Genomic DNA, 19288 nt, shown 5'->3' with positions numbered 1-19288 from the left:
GAAAATCAAATAATCACTATAAAGATCAAGCATATCCATTTAATTCCCTCCCTAAAATTAAGGGCGGAATTCTAATGCTTTTTAGTCAAACTACAAGTTTATGTGCGTAACATGAGTTACTGAGGAAATTTCTCCAGGCGAAATGAAGAGGGGGGATGTTTTCGTCATTGCCGGTTCTCATGTAATGATGTACGAGTCTGGGATCATATGGAAAAAACCTACGGTAATTGAATCAAATGCATTATATGGCAGGGTGGTTAAAGTGGAATATCCTTTGGAGTGGCTAATCGACACCATGAAATATAAACCTCGTAGAGTGAAGAGTCATATTGTTTGTAAATAAAAGCGTTTAAACCTCGTTTGCTCAATTGATATTCTTTTTCCTTTCTAAGTTTCTCTATAAACTCGCTGTTTACTAACTTTTACTCATTGCGGAAACTGCTGAATTTGTCTTACTTATAGGCCGTGCGCTAACAACCTCGCTTAACTCATGGTCTAGGAATGTCCCACCAGCTCTAACTCTTCTGGTTATTAGCGATTGTATTGGGAATATGGCTAAGAATTACTCTAAAAGAGCTCGATAGCTTGGTAGGGTATTTTAATATTCTGACAGATGTTTATGTATTAGCAAGCTGCAAAATAGGCGATTTTTGTATATAGTGTTCTTCATCTTGGGGTTGGTGAATAAATTAAGGTCAAGATGGGATTTTCTGAATATAGATGGGTGAGCGGTCAATCGCAGATAAGGGCTTATAGAACCGTTTCTTTAATCAAAAACATCGCCTTAATTAGAAAAACGGAAGCTCAACAAGAGCATAATCCGCTTGCTAAATTAGGTATTATCAACTTAAAGCAGCCCGCAGTCGTAATCGATAGAGTCAATGAAACGGCTATTTCAGTTGATCAATCAACAGAACATTACTGGGTGGATGAGGGTCTCTTTAATCTTATCAACGAAGAAGAGTTTAGTCTGCTTGCGCAAAATACTCCCGGGGTGCCTGAACCCGAACACTTATGGAATCGGTTATTGGGGCAGGTGAAAGATAACGATAAGGTCTATAAAAATCGGGATGTTCACTACTTAACTGAGGCGGCCGGTGAGCAAATCCTGCATTATTGGCATAAATTCCAACAAGGTATTGATTTTCAGCATTTGCCTAAAGGCTTTCATTTAATTACTAATCCAGCTACCCAACAATGCGAAGTACTGCACTACAGTCCAGAATTAAAGGAGGCACAGAAGCTTGAGCCCATGCCTTTATCGGTGACCTTAGATGATGCGAAACCACTCAGTGGTGATGCAGAGGAGGTTGTCCTTTTTTCCGGGAAAAAAGAAGAGTGCTACCGACTACTTCTTTCTAAAATAAAAAACTACTGCAGCAAAGAAGAATTAAGCGCGGCCTTCAAATACTTTTCTGCCCTAATTGAGCACGAGATGGGGCTATCCTATGAGGATTTTTTTCTTAGCCCTTCATTGATAAATGCGGATATTAACCCGATCGTGCTTTTAGGGCGGTGGGAAACAGTAATGAGCAATCCTCAGTTAAAAAAAATGGATCGCCTCGCACAATGGAAAGCTTTGAGTGAACTTTCTTTATCTAATAGCTATGAGTCAATTAGGGCATTAACTGATTATTTAAGTGATGATAATCCCTGTGGTTTTTTGTTGCCTGAAATGGAGTTGCATGCAGGGAAAATGGGAAAAACAGGTTTTCGTACGATCAATGATTTCAATCAACTAGGTGGCTATGTTATTGATTTCGAAAAAACAGAAAAACTACAAAACCACAAACCAGATGACATCAAAACTCTCAAGAACAAACTTTTTTTACATGTGAAAAACAGTAAATTGTATTGTTCAATCAAAGAGGCTCCTGCTTTATTTAAAGAATGGCCTCTTCCTGAGACCTTAGCTCATTACCAAAGTATTTTGCAAAAAGTAGGACAGGATGCCGATAATTTAAAAAAAGGCCAAAGTGCCCATCCTCTTTCCGAGGCGGAGGAGGAGGCAGTCTTTGATTTTGCGCGTTCACAATCCTATGTTCCGATTACAAGGGAAGAAGCTAGTTTTTGGCGTTATCTTGCTTACCAGCCGAAAAGAAACTCCATTGAATTTTATAAGAAAGCAATCGCTTGTATTCATAATATGAAATTTAAAGAGGCCTTTGCTGTTTATCGCTGGAATATGTATAAACTATTGGCTGCTTGCACTACTCAAAAGGCCCACAAAGCTGAGACGAGTTTAGAGGAAGAGGAGGAGTTACAAACCTGGCAGCAAATATGCACAAGCCTAAGCGATTTTGAAAACAATATGCCTTATTTAATGAAAAAAGGGGGGTATGCTACCGGTCTACTTATTGAAGGCAAAGCTGTTGCGGATTATATTCATGGGAACATAAGCGCTAAAATTTATCCTAATTTGGCGATCCAACAAGAATTATTTGCGGCAGATTTACAAACGGTTTATTCCCTGGAATTAAAAGATATCCGCAATCCTGATGCGAAAATTAAAAAAATTGATGAGCATCGCTTTCGGTTTGCTGAATTATTGGATGCCTACTCCACTGCGCTATACGAAGGCGCGCGTTTTTATCGCCAACATGGGGAGTGGAGACCTTTATCGATTCAAGAGTATACTCTTTTGCAGTATGAACTTCATACGCGCTATCCCGATGCCGCAGCTCTAATAATTCCTCATTTGAGTACCTTTAATATTAGCCAAGTTAATGACTTTAAATTTTTAAGCACTTTAAAAAGAGCAGAGGATAACAAGCTTCTTCATGCAAAAGCGTTAAATTGCGCTATGTCTTTTTGGAAAGATGCTCTTAGGAATACTGGGCTGCATCCCCGGCAGTTGGCAAATTTATTCACTGATTGTCAAACACGGCCAGAATTTGCTGATGAGGAGCCGGTCGAATTAAACCTCATTAATTATTTGGAAAAAGAATTTCCTGCTTATTTTCCTACCGACTACTTTGCCACCAAACGACAACTCCTTAAGCATCAGGCTTTTGAATTAACAGAGGAGGAAAAAAAACAATTAAGACAGTATCAATTTAAACCCGAGCAGCGAGTGGAGCTTGAGCGTTTGCAAGTCCTACTGAAGCAGAAACAGGGTAGTCTTTTGGGTAGCTTTGTTGAGTTGAATGAGCGGTTGTCAAAATTAAGATACCTACTCCCCGAAGCAGATTTTAATTTTTTTCTCCATAGTCTTGTCTCTTTAGGAGAGGATTTTTTAAGTGATACGCCATCGCTTATCGAATTAATCAAACAAATACAAACTAAAAGAACTATTGCCGGCTTTAGCCAACTTGCACAGTGCTTAGTAAAAATGCCTAACAGTGAAGCGCTGTTGGCTAAATTTGTTTTTTTTATTAAAGAAATAAAACCTCTGATCGCACTGTTTAAAGAAAAGGGAGAGCTTGCGCTGGAGACCATGGATTTGGAGGAAGGCTTGGCTTTGCTTTTATTAGCCGCGCCGCAACAAGATCTGGAAAATGAGCATTTTAAGGAAGACATCCAGGAGATAATCCATACTCTTAATAGGATTGCAAAAGTCCATGCCATTTCTAAACCTTACTTACTGTATACCCTTAAATCCTTGTTGAAAACCAGTTGTTCTTTTAAACAAGCACAACAATGGATATGCGATTTAAGGCAGATTAGTCAAATTTTATATGCTCCCGCTGAACGCCCATTAAGTGATAAAGATAGTTTGGAGTCAGCGCAAGAAAATATGCTTACTTTTTATTCTCTTTTGGCTCATTATTGCGAAAAACCCTCGCAATTGATGAAGCTGCTGAGGCAACTGGATAAATTTGATCCTTGTTTACAGGTCGACAAAATTTTTGTTGGCAATGAGCCATGGCTTTCTGTCCAAGACCTTGCAAGCAATAGCGCCTATCTGAGGAAAGTAAATAACGAAATAATTGAATATAGATTAAGTAATGAAGAAGGTCAGTTACAGCCTCCCCATCTATTGACACAAGATAATTGTAATTTTTTTGCAGCTTTAATGGATAAGCTTAGTCCTGCTCTAAAACTGGCAGAGCCTTTTGATAACATTTTATTTGAGTTAATTAAAAAACGACGGACACAGGGAGTTTTGCCGACCCTTTGGAGTTTTTTTAAAAAGGAAGAGAGGCTCGAGTTTATTCTCTTACCTCTCGAGGCAATTCCTGAATTTAAAAAGCCCCATTCGGTTTATTTATCTTGGGATAAAGTAAATGATCGTTTCAATTATCTAGAAACGGATGCTGCAGGACTGCAAAAAAGCCAGGGGATTATTGAGCGAAACCAACTAAACCAGGAAGACTTTAATGCCCTGATAAGGCAGTTTAACCCGACCGTTCATCTGCCATCCGATCTAAATAATAGAGTGATAACTCATTTGAACGAGCTCTCTAAACAACGAGTGGTTCCGGTTCAAAAGCGCTTTCTGTTAAGCTTAATTACCCACCTTTTAGGTAATCAAAAATCAATTACCGGTTTGGAGGACTTATTACGGGCGCTAAGTGCTGATCCTAAAGCTTTTTCCATGTTAATGAGCCATGTAGATAGCCCTCCTTATCCCGATATTAAAACCATTCATCAATGGATCAAGGCAGATAATTTTAAAGAGTGCTACAGAGCCTACAGTGTCGAGCCTTATGGGCGGCGAGAATTGTCTTATGCATTTCAAGAGTCGTATTTTCATGAGCAGAAGACTAAATACCAAGGTATAGAACCAGGACTCTTTAGTAAGGCCTTGGCCCAATCCCTTAATAAACGTTTACAGGAGAATCGGCAAAAGTCTCTTAGTCAGTTGCAGGCAGAAATCAATCAATTACGTCTTTTGTCCGAACCAGAATTTTTGTTGGAGCATCAAGAAGCGCTGTTATGTCTTTGCATAGAGATGCTGGCACGAACCACAGGACAAAAACATCCTGAAAATGCTGAGCAAATCATTAGCCAAGAAGTAAATACTACTCAGGTTATGACTTTGTATGCCATGCTGGCTACCGACAACCCTAAATTGATCAGTCAGATTGATGCCGGCGAGGGAAAATCTAGGGTTGCAATGATTCTTGCAGCTTGTCAATCATTAAGAGGTAAAACGGTTGATATTATTACTAGTGATATGGAGTTAGCGGAACGGGATTACCTGACCTATACGCCGTTTTTTAACAGCTTAGGCGTATTAACTAGCTTAATAACTATCAATACCCCACCAGAACTTTATCAAAAAAATGGCATTAATTTTTCTGATGATCGGCAATTATTTTTATTACGGAATCAAAGTGATATTTTGGGAAAGCCCTTCGCCTATTTGCAAGAAAACAAATCTAAGCGCTGTCTTATTTTGGATGAAGAAGACGTTTTTCGCCATAATAAATCGACAGATCTTTACAACTATGCTATGGCTTCGGCGCGCTTAAAAAGCTTCGCCTGGATTTATTCCCATTTAGTCAAATTCATGCAGGAACAACTGGTGCTCGCTGAGCAAAATAAACAGGACAGGCTTTCTTTGGATTCCTTGGCTTTGCTTTTTGTCCACTATGTGCAAAAGTGGGAGGGGGATGCCCACTATAGAAGCCTTTTAGCCTTAAAAAAAGAGCGGCCGGCGCAAATCAGTACTTGGCTTAACAGTGCCTACCAAGCTATTCGCATGAAAGAAAAGCAACATTATGCGGTTACCGAAAATAATCCTGCGAAAATGTTTAGCGTCGTAGATGCACATAACAAAACCCGTTTAACCCGCAAAGTTTTGGTACTTGATCAAGGCCGTAGCATAGAGGACAGTACTTTTGGAGAAGGTATTCATCAGTGTTTATGTGCTTTAGAAAACCAGAAAGCGAAAGACAGTTTCGTCATTTTTCCGGAAAATGCCACCGCTCGCTCTTCCTTAACAACCAATTTTATAGCCCAGTATAGAGAGGGGCAGCTTTATGGCATAAGTGGTTCGACTCGCAGTGAAGCACCTTTGTTCAATAAGGCCATTAATCATGAAAATTATCATTATTTAGTAGCCCCTCGCCATAAGCCGCTACAGCGTGAGGATAAACCGATTTGGTTGGCCAAAGATGAACAACAACAAATTCAATTTCTCAAAAAATTGGTTATTGAAAAACTAAAACGGAATTGGCCCATCCTAATTATTTGTAAAAACGATATTCAAAGCCAAACGATCTATAATGCCCTTACTCAAGATTCTGATGTGGCTGATCTCTTGCAAAAACAGCAGTGGATCCATGCTCTATCTAGCTCGGAGGAAAAAAAAGAAGCAATTGAACACGCTGGAGAGGAAAATGTCCTTACTGTCTCGACCGTGGGTAATTTTGGGCGAGGAAAAGATATTTTTTCTAGCAATGAAAAACCTTTATTAGTATTGGTGCCGTATGTGCCTACTTTTGAAGATGAAATTCAGATTGCTGCACGGACGGCTCGTAATGGCAAAACCGGTGAATTTAGAATGGTACCGCATCTACAAGATTCCGATTATCCTTTTAAAGGGGATACCGGAAATGTGGCGCAAGAAATTCAAAAGTTACAAGGTCTTATGGCCATCCAAGCTTCTTTCCAAGAGGAGGTCAGTAAGCTCTATGCCGATTTTATCGAGGAAACCACCCAGCTTTTTTTGAATGAATATCATGAATTAAAAAAAGCTGAAGATGTTTCTGCAGTAGTTATTTTACTAGAGGAGTGGAGTAATTACCTTAATGCTTTACAAAAAGATTGGCAAAAATGTAGAAAGATCTTAGTGACTGCACTCGAGACCAGAAAACAGGAGGTCTTTAGTTATACTTTTCAAAATTTTGTCGACAAATGGCTGTTAGCCCTCCCTAGCTACGAGGTGGGAAGAGCCTTAAATTTACCTCCTTTATCCTATGAGGAGCGGTCAAATAAAATTTATACTTCCGCCTTATTGCAAAGCAACTTTTTCAAAGCTAAAAAGCATAGTATTAAGGTGCAACACCGCTATGACCCTGCTGATGATGGTCAGGCTCGTATTTATGATGTGCCCTTTGCCCAGTTAAGAGCGGTATTAAGCGGAGAGCGGCATTTATTTGCAGATTATTATGCCTGGAAAGAAGGAAGAGGAGAGCTCTTTCCTGATCTGATGGCGGCTTTTCGCGGGGAAAGGCCTCTTTTTGCCAATTTATTAGCTATTATTGACCGCTGGCTTCGAGAAATTAAATCCTTTTTTACTGCCAAAACTAGCGATCCAGCAGTTAATGAAGGGACTAGCCCTATCCCTATGTTAAGCTAAAGCGGTATTATTGTTCTATAGGAGTCAGGGCAAACGCATCTAATTGTAAAGTCAGTGCCTCACAGTCTGCGTTCCATTTATACGCGAATTCTCGTCCCTATTCTCATGCGTGATTGTTTGGCTATCGCCTAAAGCGCGGTAGGTTGACAATATAGCAGGCTTAACTGTGCACTATTTAGATGCATTTGCCCTGTATTGGAGTAAGATAAATTCAAAAAGAACAATTTTTAGGGTATTATCCGGGCTAGCTAGCCCTTTGAAATTAACTTTAATTAGGTTGTGCAATGAATTTTAGTACTTGGTACTTTCCCTCGGTTATCGCCTTAATTCTTTATGGCGCGTGGGGTTATTGGGGCACCCGTGCTGCAGATTTTATTAATCCCCTTTCGATTACTTTTTATTCCAGTCTCGGTGTATTAGTTTCGGGTCTTATTGCCTTATTTTTATTGGATTTTCGTCCAGATGTTTGCGCACATGGTAGTACTTATGGCTTGCTTAATGGTTTAGCCAATGGGATTGCCTGTATCTTTTTTATTTTAGCGTTAAGAAATGGTCCGACTATGCCAGTGGTTTTGGTTACCTCGATGTACCCCATGATCACTTTAATTTTTTGTATGGTCTTTCTTAAACAAGGAATAACCTTAAAACAAAGTTTAGGAATGATTTTTGCGTTGCTTGCTTTGGTTTTGTTTTCTATGGAATAGCCTTTTCCCTAGTTGGTGGCTAAGGCTAATCCTTTTTTATAAAAATCACAGGCTAATGCGCTATCGTTCAAATGTTCATATAATTTACCTAACTCATTATAGGTACTTGGTGTAGGGTTAAGCTCTAGAGCTTGCTCTAAATATTGTTTGGCCTTTCCCCAAAGATGTTGAGCAATAGCCTGACGGCCTAAACACCGATAAAGAGCGTCTGAATGCGGATTTTTTTTCAATAAAGATTCTATAAAGGTCAATTGGCTTTCATTGCATGGTAATAAACTATAAAGCTCTACCAGTTTGGGCTGAAACTCTTTGCGTAAATGGCGCTTAAGAACATCCTCCGCGAGTTGATAATTTTCTATCCTTAATAAAAAGCCGACATAAGCACTAAGAAGATCTGGGTTAGAGCTAATATTCTTGGGTAAATTATTAAAGAGTTTGATAAGGGCTTCCGGTTGGCTTTGCTTTTCTAAATCGAGCATCGCTTGAGAATACACAGTAAGTTGCAAACTTTCTAACTCTTGGGGGGAAAGGACATTATGTTTTTTCAAACGGGGTAACAAAGTTATCAATTGTTGCCAATCACGCACTTGTTCATACAGTTTAATTAAGAGTTTTAAAACATAGGGGTGACGGGGCGCTAAATCATGCAAGTGCCTTAAAGTGGCAAGGGCTTGCTCCCATTGTTGGTTGGCAAGTTGTAACTGGGCTTGGGTCAGCTCCACTGCAATTTTAGCTTCAGGCATTGATTGTTGCGCTTCACGTAAATAGTGATCTCTTAATTGACTATCCCCCATTTTTTGAGCTGCGCGTGCGGCGGTTAAATAATTCAGCAGCGGGGTGTCGGTATTGGGAAGGGCTTGGATTAGATGCGTTTGGGCCTTTTGCCAATAGCCCTCACTGTATTCAATCAGCCCTTGACGGGTTATGGCTTGAGCTTTATTAGCCAGGCGACGAGCATTCCATTGGTGAATAGTGCGCGGCATCTGTCCTAACTTATGGAGTAATTGAATACTGATATGGATTATAATAAAAGCGAATAAAACCAGAAATAATGCAAACCATAGCGTTGTTTCAATAGTCCAGTGATTAATACTTATTAATACATAACCAGGATCATTGTGAAGCTGGAGCCCTAGTAAAACAGAGGCTAATAAAAGAAGAAAAACACATAGAGCGCGGATCATTATACTTGCCCCCCTTGGTTATTTGTTTTTCCTGGATTAAGTACCTGCCTTTGTTCAATAAGGGCATTAATAAGGGGAAGCGCTTTCCCCACTTCAATTTTTTCACCAACTAAATTGAGCTTTTGCAGTTCTTTTAGTTGTTGAATTAGCCTATTAGTTTTGGTCTGTTTATTAAATCCCCTTTGCAAGGTCGTTATTGCTTGGTTTAAAGCTAATTGATAAGCAATCGGGTTTTGGTTAAGAATCGCCCATTGCGCCTCTTGAATATTTAATTCTAAGCTTTCTTTAATTAAAGATTCAAATACGGGTGATAACAAGGGTTTAATTTCCTCATCATTACGGCGAATAACCACTAATTTTCCCAGCATATCTAAACTATTATTTAGTTGTGTTTTCCATAAAGAGCCACTAACTTCTGGGGGTTGCGATTGGGTAGCGGAATCAGCTTGAATAGCCAAGGTTTTTTGTACAGGTAATTGGGTAATACTGCTTTGGATTGCGTCCAATTGACTTAATAAACCAGGGAGATCTAAATGATGGGCTGATTTTAATTCTAAGAGCTCTTGGGCAATGATTTGGCGTATTTTAAACAGTTCTGCTGCATTCATTTGTTCTAAAGTCAGATCGGCCTGTTGGAGGAGGGCGATAGTTGATTGCGCGTTAATATCGGTTGCCCAGTGGGCATTTATTTGTGCCAATTCTAAATAATAACGCGCTTTGAGTAAGAGCCAATCTTGGCTTTGATTACCTTTTTGGCGGATGCTTTGGACTTGAGTCGAGAATTCCTTTATTTTCGCGGCTAATTGTTGATTGCTATTGTTTAAAGCGTCATTTTGCTTTTCGAGCGCTTGCTTATCTGAATTTTGCTGTTCTTGCAGTTGCTGTAGTTTCGCTACTAACTCTCGCTTTTCTGCGGTTAAATTAGCAGTGAGCTGGTGGCTTGAATAAAAATTGTATCCAGTAAAGGCTAAAGCAGCGGCAGCAAAAAACAGCGTTAATTTATTGATACCGGGGCAGGAGCTTGGTTTGTTTGGGCTCACCTCGGGTGGGTCAATTTTTTCTTCTGTGGGTAAGGGGCTAGTAGTTTGATCTTGTTCATTGCTGTCCACCATGGATGTAATCCTTATAGTCTAATAACGTATTTAGTATTTGGTTAGGATGGCTTAGTATAATTTTGCTCATCCCTAACTGCGAGGCTGCCTGAGCAAGGCGCTCACTAATTACCAAACAGGGTTTATTTTTTAACCAGTCGTGTGCTTTTTGGCTAAATAATTTAAACAGATTATGAATCGATTGCTCACTGGTTAACAGTATAATATCCACAGCGTCATCCCGCCATAAAGAATTGCTATATTGATTGTTTATTACCGGTAAAACCCGTTGATATACCGCTAATATAACCAGATCAACTCCCTGGTTTAACAAAGAATCTTCAATAAGGGTTCGACCGCCTTTACCTTTGATGAGGAGGATGCTTTGTTGGGCTAATTTTTTTAAACTTGGGAGTTGAAGTAGGTGTTCACTATCGGGAGTTGGAGGGACTTCAGCGACTAAACCATATTTATATTGCAATGTTCGGGCCGTACTTTGACCAATCGCAATAACATGGATATCTTTTACCCAGGTAATTTGCCTTTTTTGTAGTTCGTTAAAGAAATAATGTACTGCATTCACGCTGATAAAAATGGCATGAGTTATAGTGCTGAGATCGGGTAAATTAGCTAGCCAGTTTGGATTTGTTCCTTGTATTTCTAAGGTGGGGAAATCTATTGAAATCCCTCCCGCCTGGTGAATCTCTTCATGTAGGATTTTCCCTTGCTCTTTCGGGCGGGTATTTAAAATGCGAAGGCCATTTAATTTAATCATGGATTTGAGGTAGTAAAGAGGCTGCACCCTGGTCTAATAAAGAATCGGTGCATTGTCGTGCTAAGACTTTTGCGTGTTCTTGGGGGGCGGTTTGTTCAAAGTGCAATACGCTAGATCCATCAATACTTAATAAGCGTGCCCGAAGATGTAATTCTCTGCTGGCAGTATGGGTGCAAAATACCGCCAAAGGGACATGGCAATTGCCACCTAATTGGGCATTAACCAAGCGTTCGGTTTGGACGCAAAGAGAGCTGTTTGCATCATTAAGAGGAGCAATAAGATTTTGTACCTCCACATCCTCTTCTCGACACTCAATCGATAAGGCGCCTTGCGCGCAAGTAGGCAACATAATATCCTCTGAAAGTACTTCAGTAATAACATGCTGTAAATTCATGCGCTCTAACCCTGCAGCGGCAAGAATAATGGCATCATACTCACCGGCTTGTAATTTAGCCATGCGCGTTTGAATATTCCCCCTTAAGGTTTTTATCTGAAGATCGGGGCGGTGTGCTAATAGTTGCGATTGGCGCCTTAAGCTTGCTGTACCAATGACCGCTTTAGTGGGTAAGGAGTTTAAATCGGGGTAATTCGGGCTCAGAAAGGCATCAAATGGATTATCGCGTTTACAAATTACCGGCAATATTAAGCCTTGAGGGAGAAAGGCTGGCATATCTTTAGTGGAATGCACGGCAAGATCGGCGCGTTTATCCAGGAGAGCTTCTTCGAGTTCTTTCACAAATAAGCCTTTCCCTCCTGCTGCCTGCAATTTATCTTTAAGAAATTTATCACCAGAGGTTAACATCGGTACTAGTTCAACCAATAAATTTGGCCAATGGTGGAGTAATTGTTCGCGAATATGGTTGGCCTGCCATAATGCTAGCGGACTTTGTCTGGTCGCAATGCGTAAGGTTCTGGCATTCATTGAATTGGCTACATTTAAAAAAAGATAAGCAATAATAACATTGATTTTTGGGGAATGGCAGTTTCCTGCTTGCGACAAAATAGCGATTAAATCTGGCTTTTATAAGCTCTTTCTGAAAGAATAGTATATTAATTTTTAGCGATGTAAAAAGGTTTACGATGCGTCTTAGTCTATTGGCGATTTTGTGGCTGTGTTCTAACTTAATCTATGCGGCAAGTAATTCAGAAGTGCTGCAAATAGAACAGCGCATTCAACCAGTGGGGAAGGTGCATGTGCAAGATGAGACGGTAAAGACACAGAAACAGAGTACGGAAAAACAAAAAGTTGGCAAAAAAATTTACGAACGCTTTTGTGTGGTATGTCACCGCGATGGTCTGGTGGGGGCTCCAAAATTTCACGATGAGCAAGCATGGGAAAGTCGCTTGGCCGGGAAGAAATTAGAGGAGTTAGTGGCTTCGGCAATCAAAGGTTTAAATGCGATGCCGGCTAAGGGAACTTGTTACGAGTGTAATGAGGAAGATATTAAATCTGCAGTGGAATATATGTTGCCTAATCATGACTAAAATACAATATAGACAAATTCAGTATACTTTGGTGCTTATCACCGCATTTGTTTTGTTTTTTTCTTTATATTCCCAATACGTTCTTGGTTTACAACCTTGCCCTTTATGTTTAATGCAACGCATCTGTGTTTTTATGCTCTTAGGTTTAATGGGTTTAACCCTCGGTACACTTAAGCGGGCTCGAGTCCTTAGCTTAATAGAATGCTTTTTTGCCTGTGCCGGCTTATTCTTCGCCCTAAGACAATTATGGTTACAGTCGCTACCGGCCGGCTCAGCACCTGCTTGTATGCCTGGTTTGGATATACTTATTCGTTATTTTCCTTGGCAAGATGTGGCTCGTGCTTTATTGTGGGGCTCTGGTGATTGTGCTGAATCTACTTGGAGTTTCTTAGGTCTATCTATGGCGGCCTGGGCTGCTTGTTATTTTGCTTTTATGGCCTCGGCTACTTTATATTTATATTTTCGTACGAAATCGCCTGATTAATAACTAGCAATCCTCGACTGACTTAGTTATTATTGCTGCCTTTTGAGTAATTTTTGTATTCATGAATAGTTTTTCTTGCGAAGTGCTGCATCGGCATCCTCATAATAAAGCCCGTATAACGCGGGTCACTACTGCCCATGGAGAATTTATTACCCCAGTTTTTATGCCTGTTGGTACTAGAGCTGGAGTGAATAATATGACTCCCGCCGAGTTAGGTGCAGCAGGAAGTCAAATTATTTTAGGTGGTAACACTTATCATATGCTTTGTGCACCTGGAATGAGGGCTATTGAGCAGGCCGGCGGCATGCATCATTTTATGGGCTGGCATGGGCCAATGTTAACGGATAGTGGTGGTTTTCAGGTTTTTAGCTTGTCAAAGAACAAAGAGATCTGCACCATTGATGAGGAGGGAGCACATTTTCGCCTACCTGGGGAGCAAGGCCTTATTCACATGACGCCTGAGATGTCTTTGGAAACCCAAAAGATCATTGGTGCTGATATTATTATGGCGTTTGATCAATGTACTCCCGATAGCTGCACTAAAGATGAGGTGGCGCATATTATGACCCGTACCCATCGATGGTTAAAACAATCGCTTGCTTATCATCACGAATTTCCTAATTCTCGTTATGGTTATTCTCAAGCCTTATTTGGAATTATTCAGGGGGGGATTTTTGAGGACTTACGTAAAGAAAGCGCAGATTTTATTACGCTGATGGATACTGATGGGGTGGCCATTGGCGGTGAAACCGTTGGTTTTGATATGCCCACTACCGTTGAGGTTATTCGCTGGGTAAGCTCTTTTTTGCCCGAAAATAAACCTCGTTATACTATGGGTGTAGGCATGTCGCCACAAGATCTTTTAGATGTTGTCGCTGAAGGCATTGATATGTTTGATTGCGTCGCCCCTACTCGTAATGCACGCCATGGTGCTTTATATAGCGGCGAGGTGGTGAAGGAAGGGACTTGGTTACGTTTTGCAAGTGAACATGAAAATGAGCGGATTCAGATAAAAAAAGCGTGTTTTGCTGATGATTTATCACCGGTTATGCCTGGCTGTAGCTGCTATACCTGCCAACATTATTCACGCGCCTATTTGCATCAATTATTTAAACAAAAAAACAATTTATTCACGGCTCTTGCCAGCATCCACAATATACATGTTTTGCATGATGTTTGTGATAAAATGCGGCATTTAATCAGCAATCCATAGAGGTAGACAATACAATGGTTTTAATTAGTACATCTAAAGGGGATATCCGTATTGAGTTAGATACGGAGAATACACCGAAAACGGTTGAGAATTTTTTAAATTATGCACGTTCAGGTTTTTATAATGACACTATATTTCACCGTGTTATTGATGGCTTTATGATCCAAGGCGGCGGCTTAAATGCAAGCATGGAGCAGAAAAAAACTGAAGAACCCATTCAAAATGAAGCCAAACAAGGTAAGGCCAATAAACGCGGTACTATCGCTATGGCAAGAACTATGGATCCACATTCAGCGACAGCTCAATTTTTTATTAACGTCGCGGATAATAATTTCCTAAACCATACTGCAGAATCGGTGCAAGGTTTCGGTTACTGTGTTTTTGGTGAAGTGGTTGAAGGGATGGATGTTGTTGATGCCATTGTAAAAGTAAAAACCGGACAACGTTTTAGTTATGGTGATGTGCCATTAGAGGAAATTGTTATCCATGAGATTAAAGAAGTTTAATCTGCTCGTATTACGGGTGCTCAGTTTGAACTGGTGTGCCCATTTAAATTAAAAGTGTTAGGGCGCAATCCTTGCGCACAGCACTTAAGTTCCAATTCATTGCAATTAGCTTTTTCTTTTCTTCAAGCTTTCAGAATAATCAAAAATGGGTATTTGGATATGAAAAAAAATAGCGAGTAAGCGAGCCGTAAAAATAGCAATTAATACGATCACAATATTAAGGCTAGCAGGTACTTTAAAATGGGTTAAAACAATAAATAATAGGGAGCCGGCTAAAGCGATTACTGCATATAATTCTTTCCTTAATACCAAGGGAATATCATTACAAAGAATATCCCTTAACATTCCACCGCAGATTCCAGTTAACATGCCGCTAATAATAGCGATACTCGGTGACATCCCATGTTCTAAGGCTTTCTGAGTGCCTATAATCACAAAGGTTGATAACCCAAGGGCATCGAGGATTAAAAAAAGCTTCATAATCCTAATTAACGAATGTGCGATAAAAATACTGATGAACGCAAACAATGAGGTATAAAGTAAATATTCTGGGTGGATAACCCAAGTTAGCGGATAGGTGTCAAAAAGGACATCCCTTACCGTACCTCCGCCTAAAGCGGTAATGGTGGCAATCAACATGACCCCAAAAAAATCCATTTTTTTTCGTCCAGCCGCCAAGGCGCCAGTGATCGCCTCGACACAAATACCCATAATAAACAAATAATGAAGCAACATAGGATAAGTTTTGAGGTGAAATTAAAAAATAAATGATATCATACTATGAGTAATGGCGAAATTTTGTGCTTCAACTAAAATCTATATAATACAGTATAAAGAGAATTGGAGAGGTTAATGGCAAGTAATGGACCTGATAAATCGAAGTTGTTTATTAATAAAGTAGACGAACAAACTCGTGATCATATAATTAAACTGGATCAAAAACTGCGCATGATGCGTGCTGAGATCGAAGCAAAATTAGCCAGTATCGAATTATATGGTGATAATAAAGATTTAGGACGTAAACAAAATCTCGAAGACGTACAACAAGAGGTCACTGCTGCTTTGGACGGTATAAGCGCCTTAGTGAACATGGTTGTGGAACCTGAACAAGAGGAGTTCATGTTCCAAGAGGAAACCATGAATGAGTTTAGGGAAATGCTGTTTAAAAATTTAGAGAAGATATCTAAAATCGATAATTTGGATAGTTGATTTCACCGCAATTAATAGACGCTTAAACAGTGGTTTTGATACAACTAAAAGCCCACTTTCTTAATTCGCTATAACGGTTAGAACCCAGTTGAATTATTTTATAACGAGTAACTCACCTTGATTTTGTTTATGTACTAAGAGCTGGACGTTGAAAAGTACAATTAGGGTTAAAAAAATAACAATAAGGCTGGGGGCGCTTAACCATTGGGTTCTCCTTACTAAATAATCGGCAAGAAGTGGTGGTACCCCTGAGGCTAAACTGGCGGCTAGGGCATAAATAAGGGATAAGCTGGTACAACGAATAGGTAGGGGGACGAGTTCAGTTAATAACACAGTAGCCACACTGTAATAACAAGCGCAGGGAATAGAAATCAATAATTGCATACAAAAGAAATAGGTCCCATTTCCATAGTTAATCGCCTGCATAAAAGGATAGCTCAGCAGCAACAATCCAATACTGGCCGAACTTAATAAAACAAGCCGGTCTTTTTTATCGGAAAGCCAACCAAACAGGGGTATTAATCCGCATACCAATAATAGGGAACACATAGTCGATAACATAATAAACGAGCGCGGTAATTCGGCATATTCAATAGCATGCATGGGTATATAAAGGTAGAAAAAATAACCGCTAGTAACTGATAAAAGGCTCGTAAAAAATGCGAAATGTACAATAAATGGATGTTTCTTTGTATAAATAAGCGCCTCTTTGTAAAGGATCCGGGTAGAGGGCTTCTTTTTATCAGCATAATAAAGTATATAAGCGAGGCTTTCAGGCATTTTGCTGCGAATATAATAACCTGCAAAAGAGGTGATAAGGGCTAGCAGAAAGGGTATTCGCCAATACTCAAATTGTGGGTGGGTTTGCGTATAGGCGCGTAATGTTTCGACGACCAAACAGGCAAATAAATAGCCGGCTTTAACCCCCACGGAAGACCAGCATCCTCGAAACCCACGTTGTTGTGCATCGCCGCTTTCTACGAGTAGAGATGAGGAATTTAAAAACTCTGAACCCAAAGCCATGCTTTGAATAATGCGGCAATAGAGTAAAAAAGCCGGCGCTAATAGGCCTATTTTATTATAATTAGGAATAGCGCCAATGAGTGCTGTGGATAAACCCATAACGAGGATAGATCCTATTAATACATTTTTTCGCCCATAAATATCAGACAGTAAACCCAATAAAAAGGCACCCATAGGTTTGGCCAAATAAGCGATAAAAATGAGTGATAAAATGACAGTAGGTTTTCCTTGGGTATCGCCTAATAATTCCCGTGATAATTCACTCGATAAGAAATAACAAATAGACATATCATAAGCTTCAACCACATTACCGATAAACCCACCTAAGATTACTTTATTTTTATAATTCATTTTTTTCCTATAAGCGGCTTATTTTTCTTTCCAAATTTCACATTGATGAAACAGTGGCTCTAATAGATTGAAACAATAGTGCCCAATTTTATAAAAATCTTCGTGCAGGTTAATGAATGCATCTAAGGTATTGGGACAGGATTTTTGACTGGCTAAAGAGTAAATTAAAGTTTGCTCATTTAATCTAGTAGCGAGTGAGATGCCCGATGCATAATCATGTTTTATTTGTTTTAGGTAATACAACTCATCATAGCGCGCCGGTTCATACAAATTTGACCAGTAATCATGGCGATTTAGCGTAAACCACTGCGGATCGTAGCTGCGATCATAGCGCCATAAGGCACTATTAAATAAATTAAATTCCAGGGCTGGGGTGGACGATAAACTTATAAATTTCTTTTGTGAGGTTACTTGCGTAATGGATATATGATGAATTTCATAGATTCCTAAAACATCACGAAATATGGCTGAGACCTTCTTTTTAAAAGCAAAAAGAGTTTCTAACAAATGGGGGTGTGGTGCATAATCCTTACAGCTTTTTTCCATAATGTTTCATTACTTCCATGTCAGCGGCTAAAATGCCGTACCGATGCGATAGCTAGATCGATAATTTTTTTAGATTGCTCTTCAGTTGCATGAATCAAGCTCACATCATTAATTAGTTCAATGAGAAAATCAGAGACTTGGTTTTCCATATTCGGTGCATTATATAGGGAAGCGGCCTTGCTGAACATATAATGCAGCAAATTTTTACTAATGGTGATTTGATCCCGTTTATTATAAGACTCTATAGAGGCCTCCCCAAACAAAAGCCAACCTGCCGAAACTTTTAGTTGCTGTGCTATTTCTACCAGCTTTAAGGGTTCAGGAATAGCTTCACCGCGCAGGTATTTTCGGCAAATTTGCAGTGAATACCCAGTTATTTCAGCTAATTGTTGAATAGAGACCCCTGAGGAAGAACGATGAGAATTAAATCCGGCATTAATCATTGCTTCGCGTAAACGGTGGGAAAACTGTTTCGTTAAGTCAATTTTTTCCATAGAAATGCTGATCATCGCGGCAGGTTAATGCAATTAATTCTAACAAAGAGCGAGAAAATCTGCAATTATTTGCTGTTTTCGAAACTAAAGGTTTCCATTGGAAATTATTTGTTGACACCTATTGGAATTTATTTTATATTTTGCACTGAAACGTAAGGATAAGTTTCAGGGTGCTCGAATGGAAGAGAGCATATTAAGTCCAATGAAAAATAAGGAAAGTGGTTTCTCATAGGAGTTCACCTCGCGTACCTGGCCTGAATAGCTCCCCTATTCAGGCCTTTCTATTCATCCTTCGCCTACATTTATAATGTGTCATTTAGCCCTTTGAAATAGCATCTTGCTGGTTTATAGAACAAAATTAGATTTTTATGTATAATTGATGCAAATAAATTAATTTGTAAGGCCCATCATGATTATGGCAAAGTTATATAGCCAACTTTCAGAGTCACAAGAATGTTTTTCCCAGCTGTTAGGTGTTGATAAGCCTAAGTTTTTTTTGTTATTAAAGGTGTTTGAGTTATCCATTCCCCAAGAACTTTCAAAAGAGGGCCGATTAATAGCGGCTTTATATTCAGAGCGGCACCAATTAGATGATAAAAGTATCGGACAATTGTTAGGCTATACTAATCCCAAACGGGATGGTAATAAATTTAATACTCGGTCTAAAGCTGCCTTATTAGAGGCGCATAAAAAACTAATGGACCTAGAACTTGCCGTTCCTGAAGCTTTGGAACCGAAAGATTTGCTTCCTCTCGCTACAAATGCAGAGCGTCCCAATTACAAACCGCTAAGCAAAAGCCCTTTCTATGGTCAACAAAAACCCTCTCCTATTCTTATTTCCTATCGTAATGATCTCATGTTACGCACGGTCAATTTTAAGCTGCCATATTTTTAAGCTCCTGCCAAGCAATCTGGTTCGCTCTAAGAATCAATTTGTACTTAATAGCAAAGTGATTTAAATGAGTTTTTATCTT

The 19288-nt window shown here is 39.5% G+C and carries 16 protein-coding genes; 8 read left to right on the top strand and 8 right to left on the bottom strand.

From position 1 onward, the window contains the following. The first annotated feature begins 700 nt into the window (after positions 1-700). Positions 701-7249 carry a hypothetical protein gene (locus tag ELY15_RS06425; protein WP_127098839.1) on the top strand — a complete coding sequence of 2183 codons (6549 nt, stop codon included), beginning with the start codon at positions 701-703 and terminating at the stop codon, positions 7247-7249. Positions 7250-7533: 284 nt separating this feature from the next. Next, entirely contained in the window at positions 7534-7953 is a 420-nt protein-coding gene (locus ELY15_RS06420) for an EamA family transporter (protein WP_127098838.1), read from the top strand. 8 nt (positions 7954-7961) lie between these two features. Here ELY15_RS06420 and ELY15_RS06415 read toward each other — a convergent pair whose 3' ends face one another. Genes ELY15_RS06415 through hemC form a run of 4 tightly spaced genes read right to left on the bottom strand, consistent with a single transcriptional unit; the run spans position 7962 to position 11925 of the window. After that, the gene (locus tag ELY15_RS06415; protein WP_127098837.1) at positions 7962-9137 is read right to left on the bottom strand and encodes a heme biosynthesis HemY N-terminal domain-containing protein; all 1176 of its coding nucleotides are present in this window, start codon (positions 9135-9137) and stop codon (positions 7962-7964) included. Further along, positions 9137-10249 carry a uroporphyrinogen-III C-methyltransferase gene (locus ELY15_RS06410; protein WP_127098836.1) on the bottom strand — a complete coding sequence of 371 codons (1113 nt, stop codon included), beginning with the start codon at positions 10247-10249 and terminating at the stop codon, positions 9137-9139. Before ELY15_RS06410 ends, ELY15_RS06415 begins: the two co-directional genes overlap by 1 nt. Next, positions 10233-11003, bottom strand: coding sequence for a uroporphyrinogen-III synthase (locus ELY15_RS06405; protein WP_127098835.1), 771 nt, complete (start codon positions 11001-11003; stop codon positions 10233-10235). The genes ELY15_RS06410 and ELY15_RS06405 overlap by 17 nt, the downstream gene beginning before the upstream one ends. Then, positions 10996-11925, bottom strand: coding sequence for a hydroxymethylbilane synthase (gene hemC / locus ELY15_RS06400; RefSeq protein WP_127098834.1), 930 nt, complete (start codon positions 11923-11925; stop codon positions 10996-10998). The genes ELY15_RS06405 and hemC overlap by 8 nt, the downstream gene beginning before the upstream one ends. Positions 11926-12083: 158 nt before the next feature. Between hemC and ELY15_RS06395 the strand changes: the two genes are divergently transcribed. The 4 genes from ELY15_RS06395 (at position 12084) to ELY15_RS06380 (ending at position 14691) form a co-directional block, all read left to right on the top strand. Continuing rightward, on the top strand, positions 12084-12488 hold the full coding sequence (locus ELY15_RS06395; RefSeq protein ID WP_127098833.1) for a cytochrome c5 family protein: 405 nt from the start codon (positions 12084-12086) through the stop codon (positions 12486-12488). Next, positions 12481-12972 carry a disulfide bond formation protein B gene (locus ELY15_RS06390; protein ID WP_127098832.1) on the top strand — a complete coding sequence of 164 codons (492 nt, stop codon included), beginning with the start codon at positions 12481-12483 and terminating at the stop codon, positions 12970-12972. Before ELY15_RS06395 ends, ELY15_RS06390 begins: the two co-directional genes overlap by 8 nt. 61 nt (positions 12973-13033) lie before the next feature. Further along, positions 13034-14185 carry a tRNA guanosine(34) transglycosylase Tgt gene (gene tgt / locus ELY15_RS06385; RefSeq protein WP_127098831.1) on the top strand — a complete coding sequence of 384 codons (1152 nt, stop codon included), beginning with the start codon at positions 13034-13036 and terminating at the stop codon, positions 14183-14185. 14 nt (positions 14186-14199) lie between these two features. Then, complete coding sequence (locus ELY15_RS06380) at positions 14200-14691, top strand: peptidylprolyl isomerase (RefSeq protein ID WP_127098830.1); 492 nt, start codon at positions 14200-14202, stop codon at positions 14689-14691. Positions 14692-14796: 105 nt separating this feature from the next. Here the strand turns inward: ELY15_RS06380 and ELY15_RS06375 are convergent, their stop codons facing one another. Next, positions 14797-15426 carry a trimeric intracellular cation channel family protein gene (locus ELY15_RS06375; RefSeq protein ID WP_127098829.1) on the bottom strand — a complete coding sequence of 210 codons (630 nt, stop codon included), beginning with the start codon at positions 15424-15426 and terminating at the stop codon, positions 14797-14799. A 117-nt stretch (positions 15427-15543) separates the two neighbouring features. On the opposite strand from ELY15_RS06375, the gene ELY15_RS06370 reads away from it, so the two are divergent. Continuing rightward, positions 15544-15900: a hypothetical protein gene (locus tag ELY15_RS06370; RefSeq protein WP_127098828.1), complete on the top strand. Its 357-nt coding sequence runs from the start codon at positions 15544-15546 to the stop codon at positions 15898-15900. Between the two features lie 93 nt (positions 15901-15993). Here the strand turns inward: ELY15_RS06370 and ELY15_RS06365 are convergent, their stop codons facing one another. The 3 genes from ELY15_RS06365 to ELY15_RS06355 are packed head-to-tail and all read right to left on the bottom strand — an operon-like array spanning position 15994 to position 18314. Further along, positions 15994-17274 (bottom strand): MFS transporter, encoded by a 1281-nt coding sequence (locus ELY15_RS06365; RefSeq protein WP_127098827.1) that lies wholly within the window; start codon positions 17272-17274, stop codon positions 15994-15996. A gap of 18 nt (positions 17275-17292) precedes the next feature. After that, positions 17293-17820, bottom strand: a complete 528-nt coding sequence (locus ELY15_RS06360; RefSeq protein ID WP_127098826.1) for a hypothetical protein — start codon at positions 17818-17820, stop codon at positions 17293-17295. A gap of 20 nt (positions 17821-17840) precedes the next feature. After that, positions 17841-18314: a helix-turn-helix domain-containing protein gene (locus ELY15_RS06355; RefSeq protein ID WP_127098825.1), complete on the bottom strand. Its 474-nt coding sequence runs from the start codon at positions 18312-18314 to the stop codon at positions 17841-17843. 409 nt (positions 18315-18723) lie between these two features. On the opposite strand from ELY15_RS06355, the gene ELY15_RS06350 reads away from it, so the two are divergent. After that, positions 18724-19209: a hypothetical protein gene (locus ELY15_RS06350; RefSeq protein WP_127098824.1), complete on the top strand. Its 486-nt coding sequence runs from the start codon at positions 18724-18726 to the stop codon at positions 19207-19209. The last annotated feature ends 79 nt before the right edge of the window (positions 19210-19288 follow it).

It is taken from the genome of Legionella sp. km772 (assembly GCF_003989735.1).
Taxonomy (GTDB): Bacteria; Pseudomonadota; Gammaproteobacteria; order Legionellales; family Legionellaceae; genus Legionella.
The sequence above is the reverse complement of the archived record's forward strand: the minus strand, read 5'-3'. Positions and strand labels throughout refer to the sequence as shown.

What these genes read in the sequence shown, in the direction of transcription:
- ELY15_RS06380 (WP_127098830.1), top strand. Translation starts at nt 14,200, where the DNA reads ATGGTTTTAATTAGTACATCTAAAGGGGATATCCGTATTGAGTTAGAT.
- ELY15_RS06370 (WP_127098828.1), top strand. Translation starts at nt 15,544, where the DNA reads ATGGCAAGTAATGGACCTGATAAATCGAAGTTGTTTATTAATAAAGTA.
- ELY15_RS06360 (WP_127098826.1), bottom strand. Translation starts at nt 17,820, where the DNA reads ATGGAAAAAAGCTGTAAGGATTATGCACCACACCCCCATTTGTTAGAA.
- ELY15_RS06415 (WP_127098837.1), bottom strand. Translation starts at nt 9,137, where the DNA reads ATGATCCGCGCTCTATGTGTTTTTCTTCTTTTATTAGCCTCTGTTTTA.
- ELY15_RS06375 (WP_127098829.1), bottom strand. Translation starts at nt 15,426, where the DNA reads ATGTTGCTTCATTATTTGTTTATTATGGGTATTTGTGTCGAGGCGATC.
- ELY15_RS06350 (WP_127098824.1), top strand. Translation starts at nt 18,724, where the DNA reads ATGATTATGGCAAAGTTATATAGCCAACTTTCAGAGTCACAAGAATGT.
- ELY15_RS06410 (WP_127098836.1), bottom strand. Translation starts at nt 10,249, where the DNA reads ATGGTGGACAGCAATGAACAAGATCAAACTACTAGCCCCTTACCCACA.
- tgt (WP_127098831.1), top strand. Translation starts at nt 13,034, where the DNA reads ATGAATAGTTTTTCTTGCGAAGTGCTGCATCGGCATCCTCATAATAAA.
- ELY15_RS06425 (WP_127098839.1), top strand. Translation starts at nt 701, where the DNA reads ATGGGATTTTCTGAATATAGATGGGTGAGCGGTCAATCGCAGATAAGG.
- ELY15_RS06365 (WP_127098827.1), bottom strand. Translation starts at nt 17,274, where the DNA reads ATGAATTATAAAAATAAAGTAATCTTAGGTGGGTTTATCGGTAATGTG.
- ELY15_RS06420 (WP_127098838.1), top strand. Translation starts at nt 7,534, where the DNA reads ATGAATTTTAGTACTTGGTACTTTCCCTCGGTTATCGCCTTAATTCTT.
- ELY15_RS06390 (WP_127098832.1), top strand. Translation starts at nt 12,481, where the DNA reads ATGACTAAAATACAATATAGACAAATTCAGTATACTTTGGTGCTTATC.
- hemC (WP_127098834.1), bottom strand. Translation starts at nt 11,925, where the DNA reads ATGAATGCCAGAACCTTACGCATTGCGACCAGACAAAGTCCGCTAGCA.
- ELY15_RS06405 (WP_127098835.1), bottom strand. Translation starts at nt 11,003, where the DNA reads ATGATTAAATTAAATGGCCTTCGCATTTTAAATACCCGCCCGAAAGAG.
- ELY15_RS06395 (WP_127098833.1), top strand. Translation starts at nt 12,084, where the DNA reads ATGCGTCTTAGTCTATTGGCGATTTTGTGGCTGTGTTCTAACTTAATC.
- ELY15_RS06355 (WP_127098825.1), bottom strand. Translation starts at nt 18,314, where the DNA reads ATGGAAAAAATTGACTTAACGAAACAGTTTTCCCACCGTTTACGCGAA.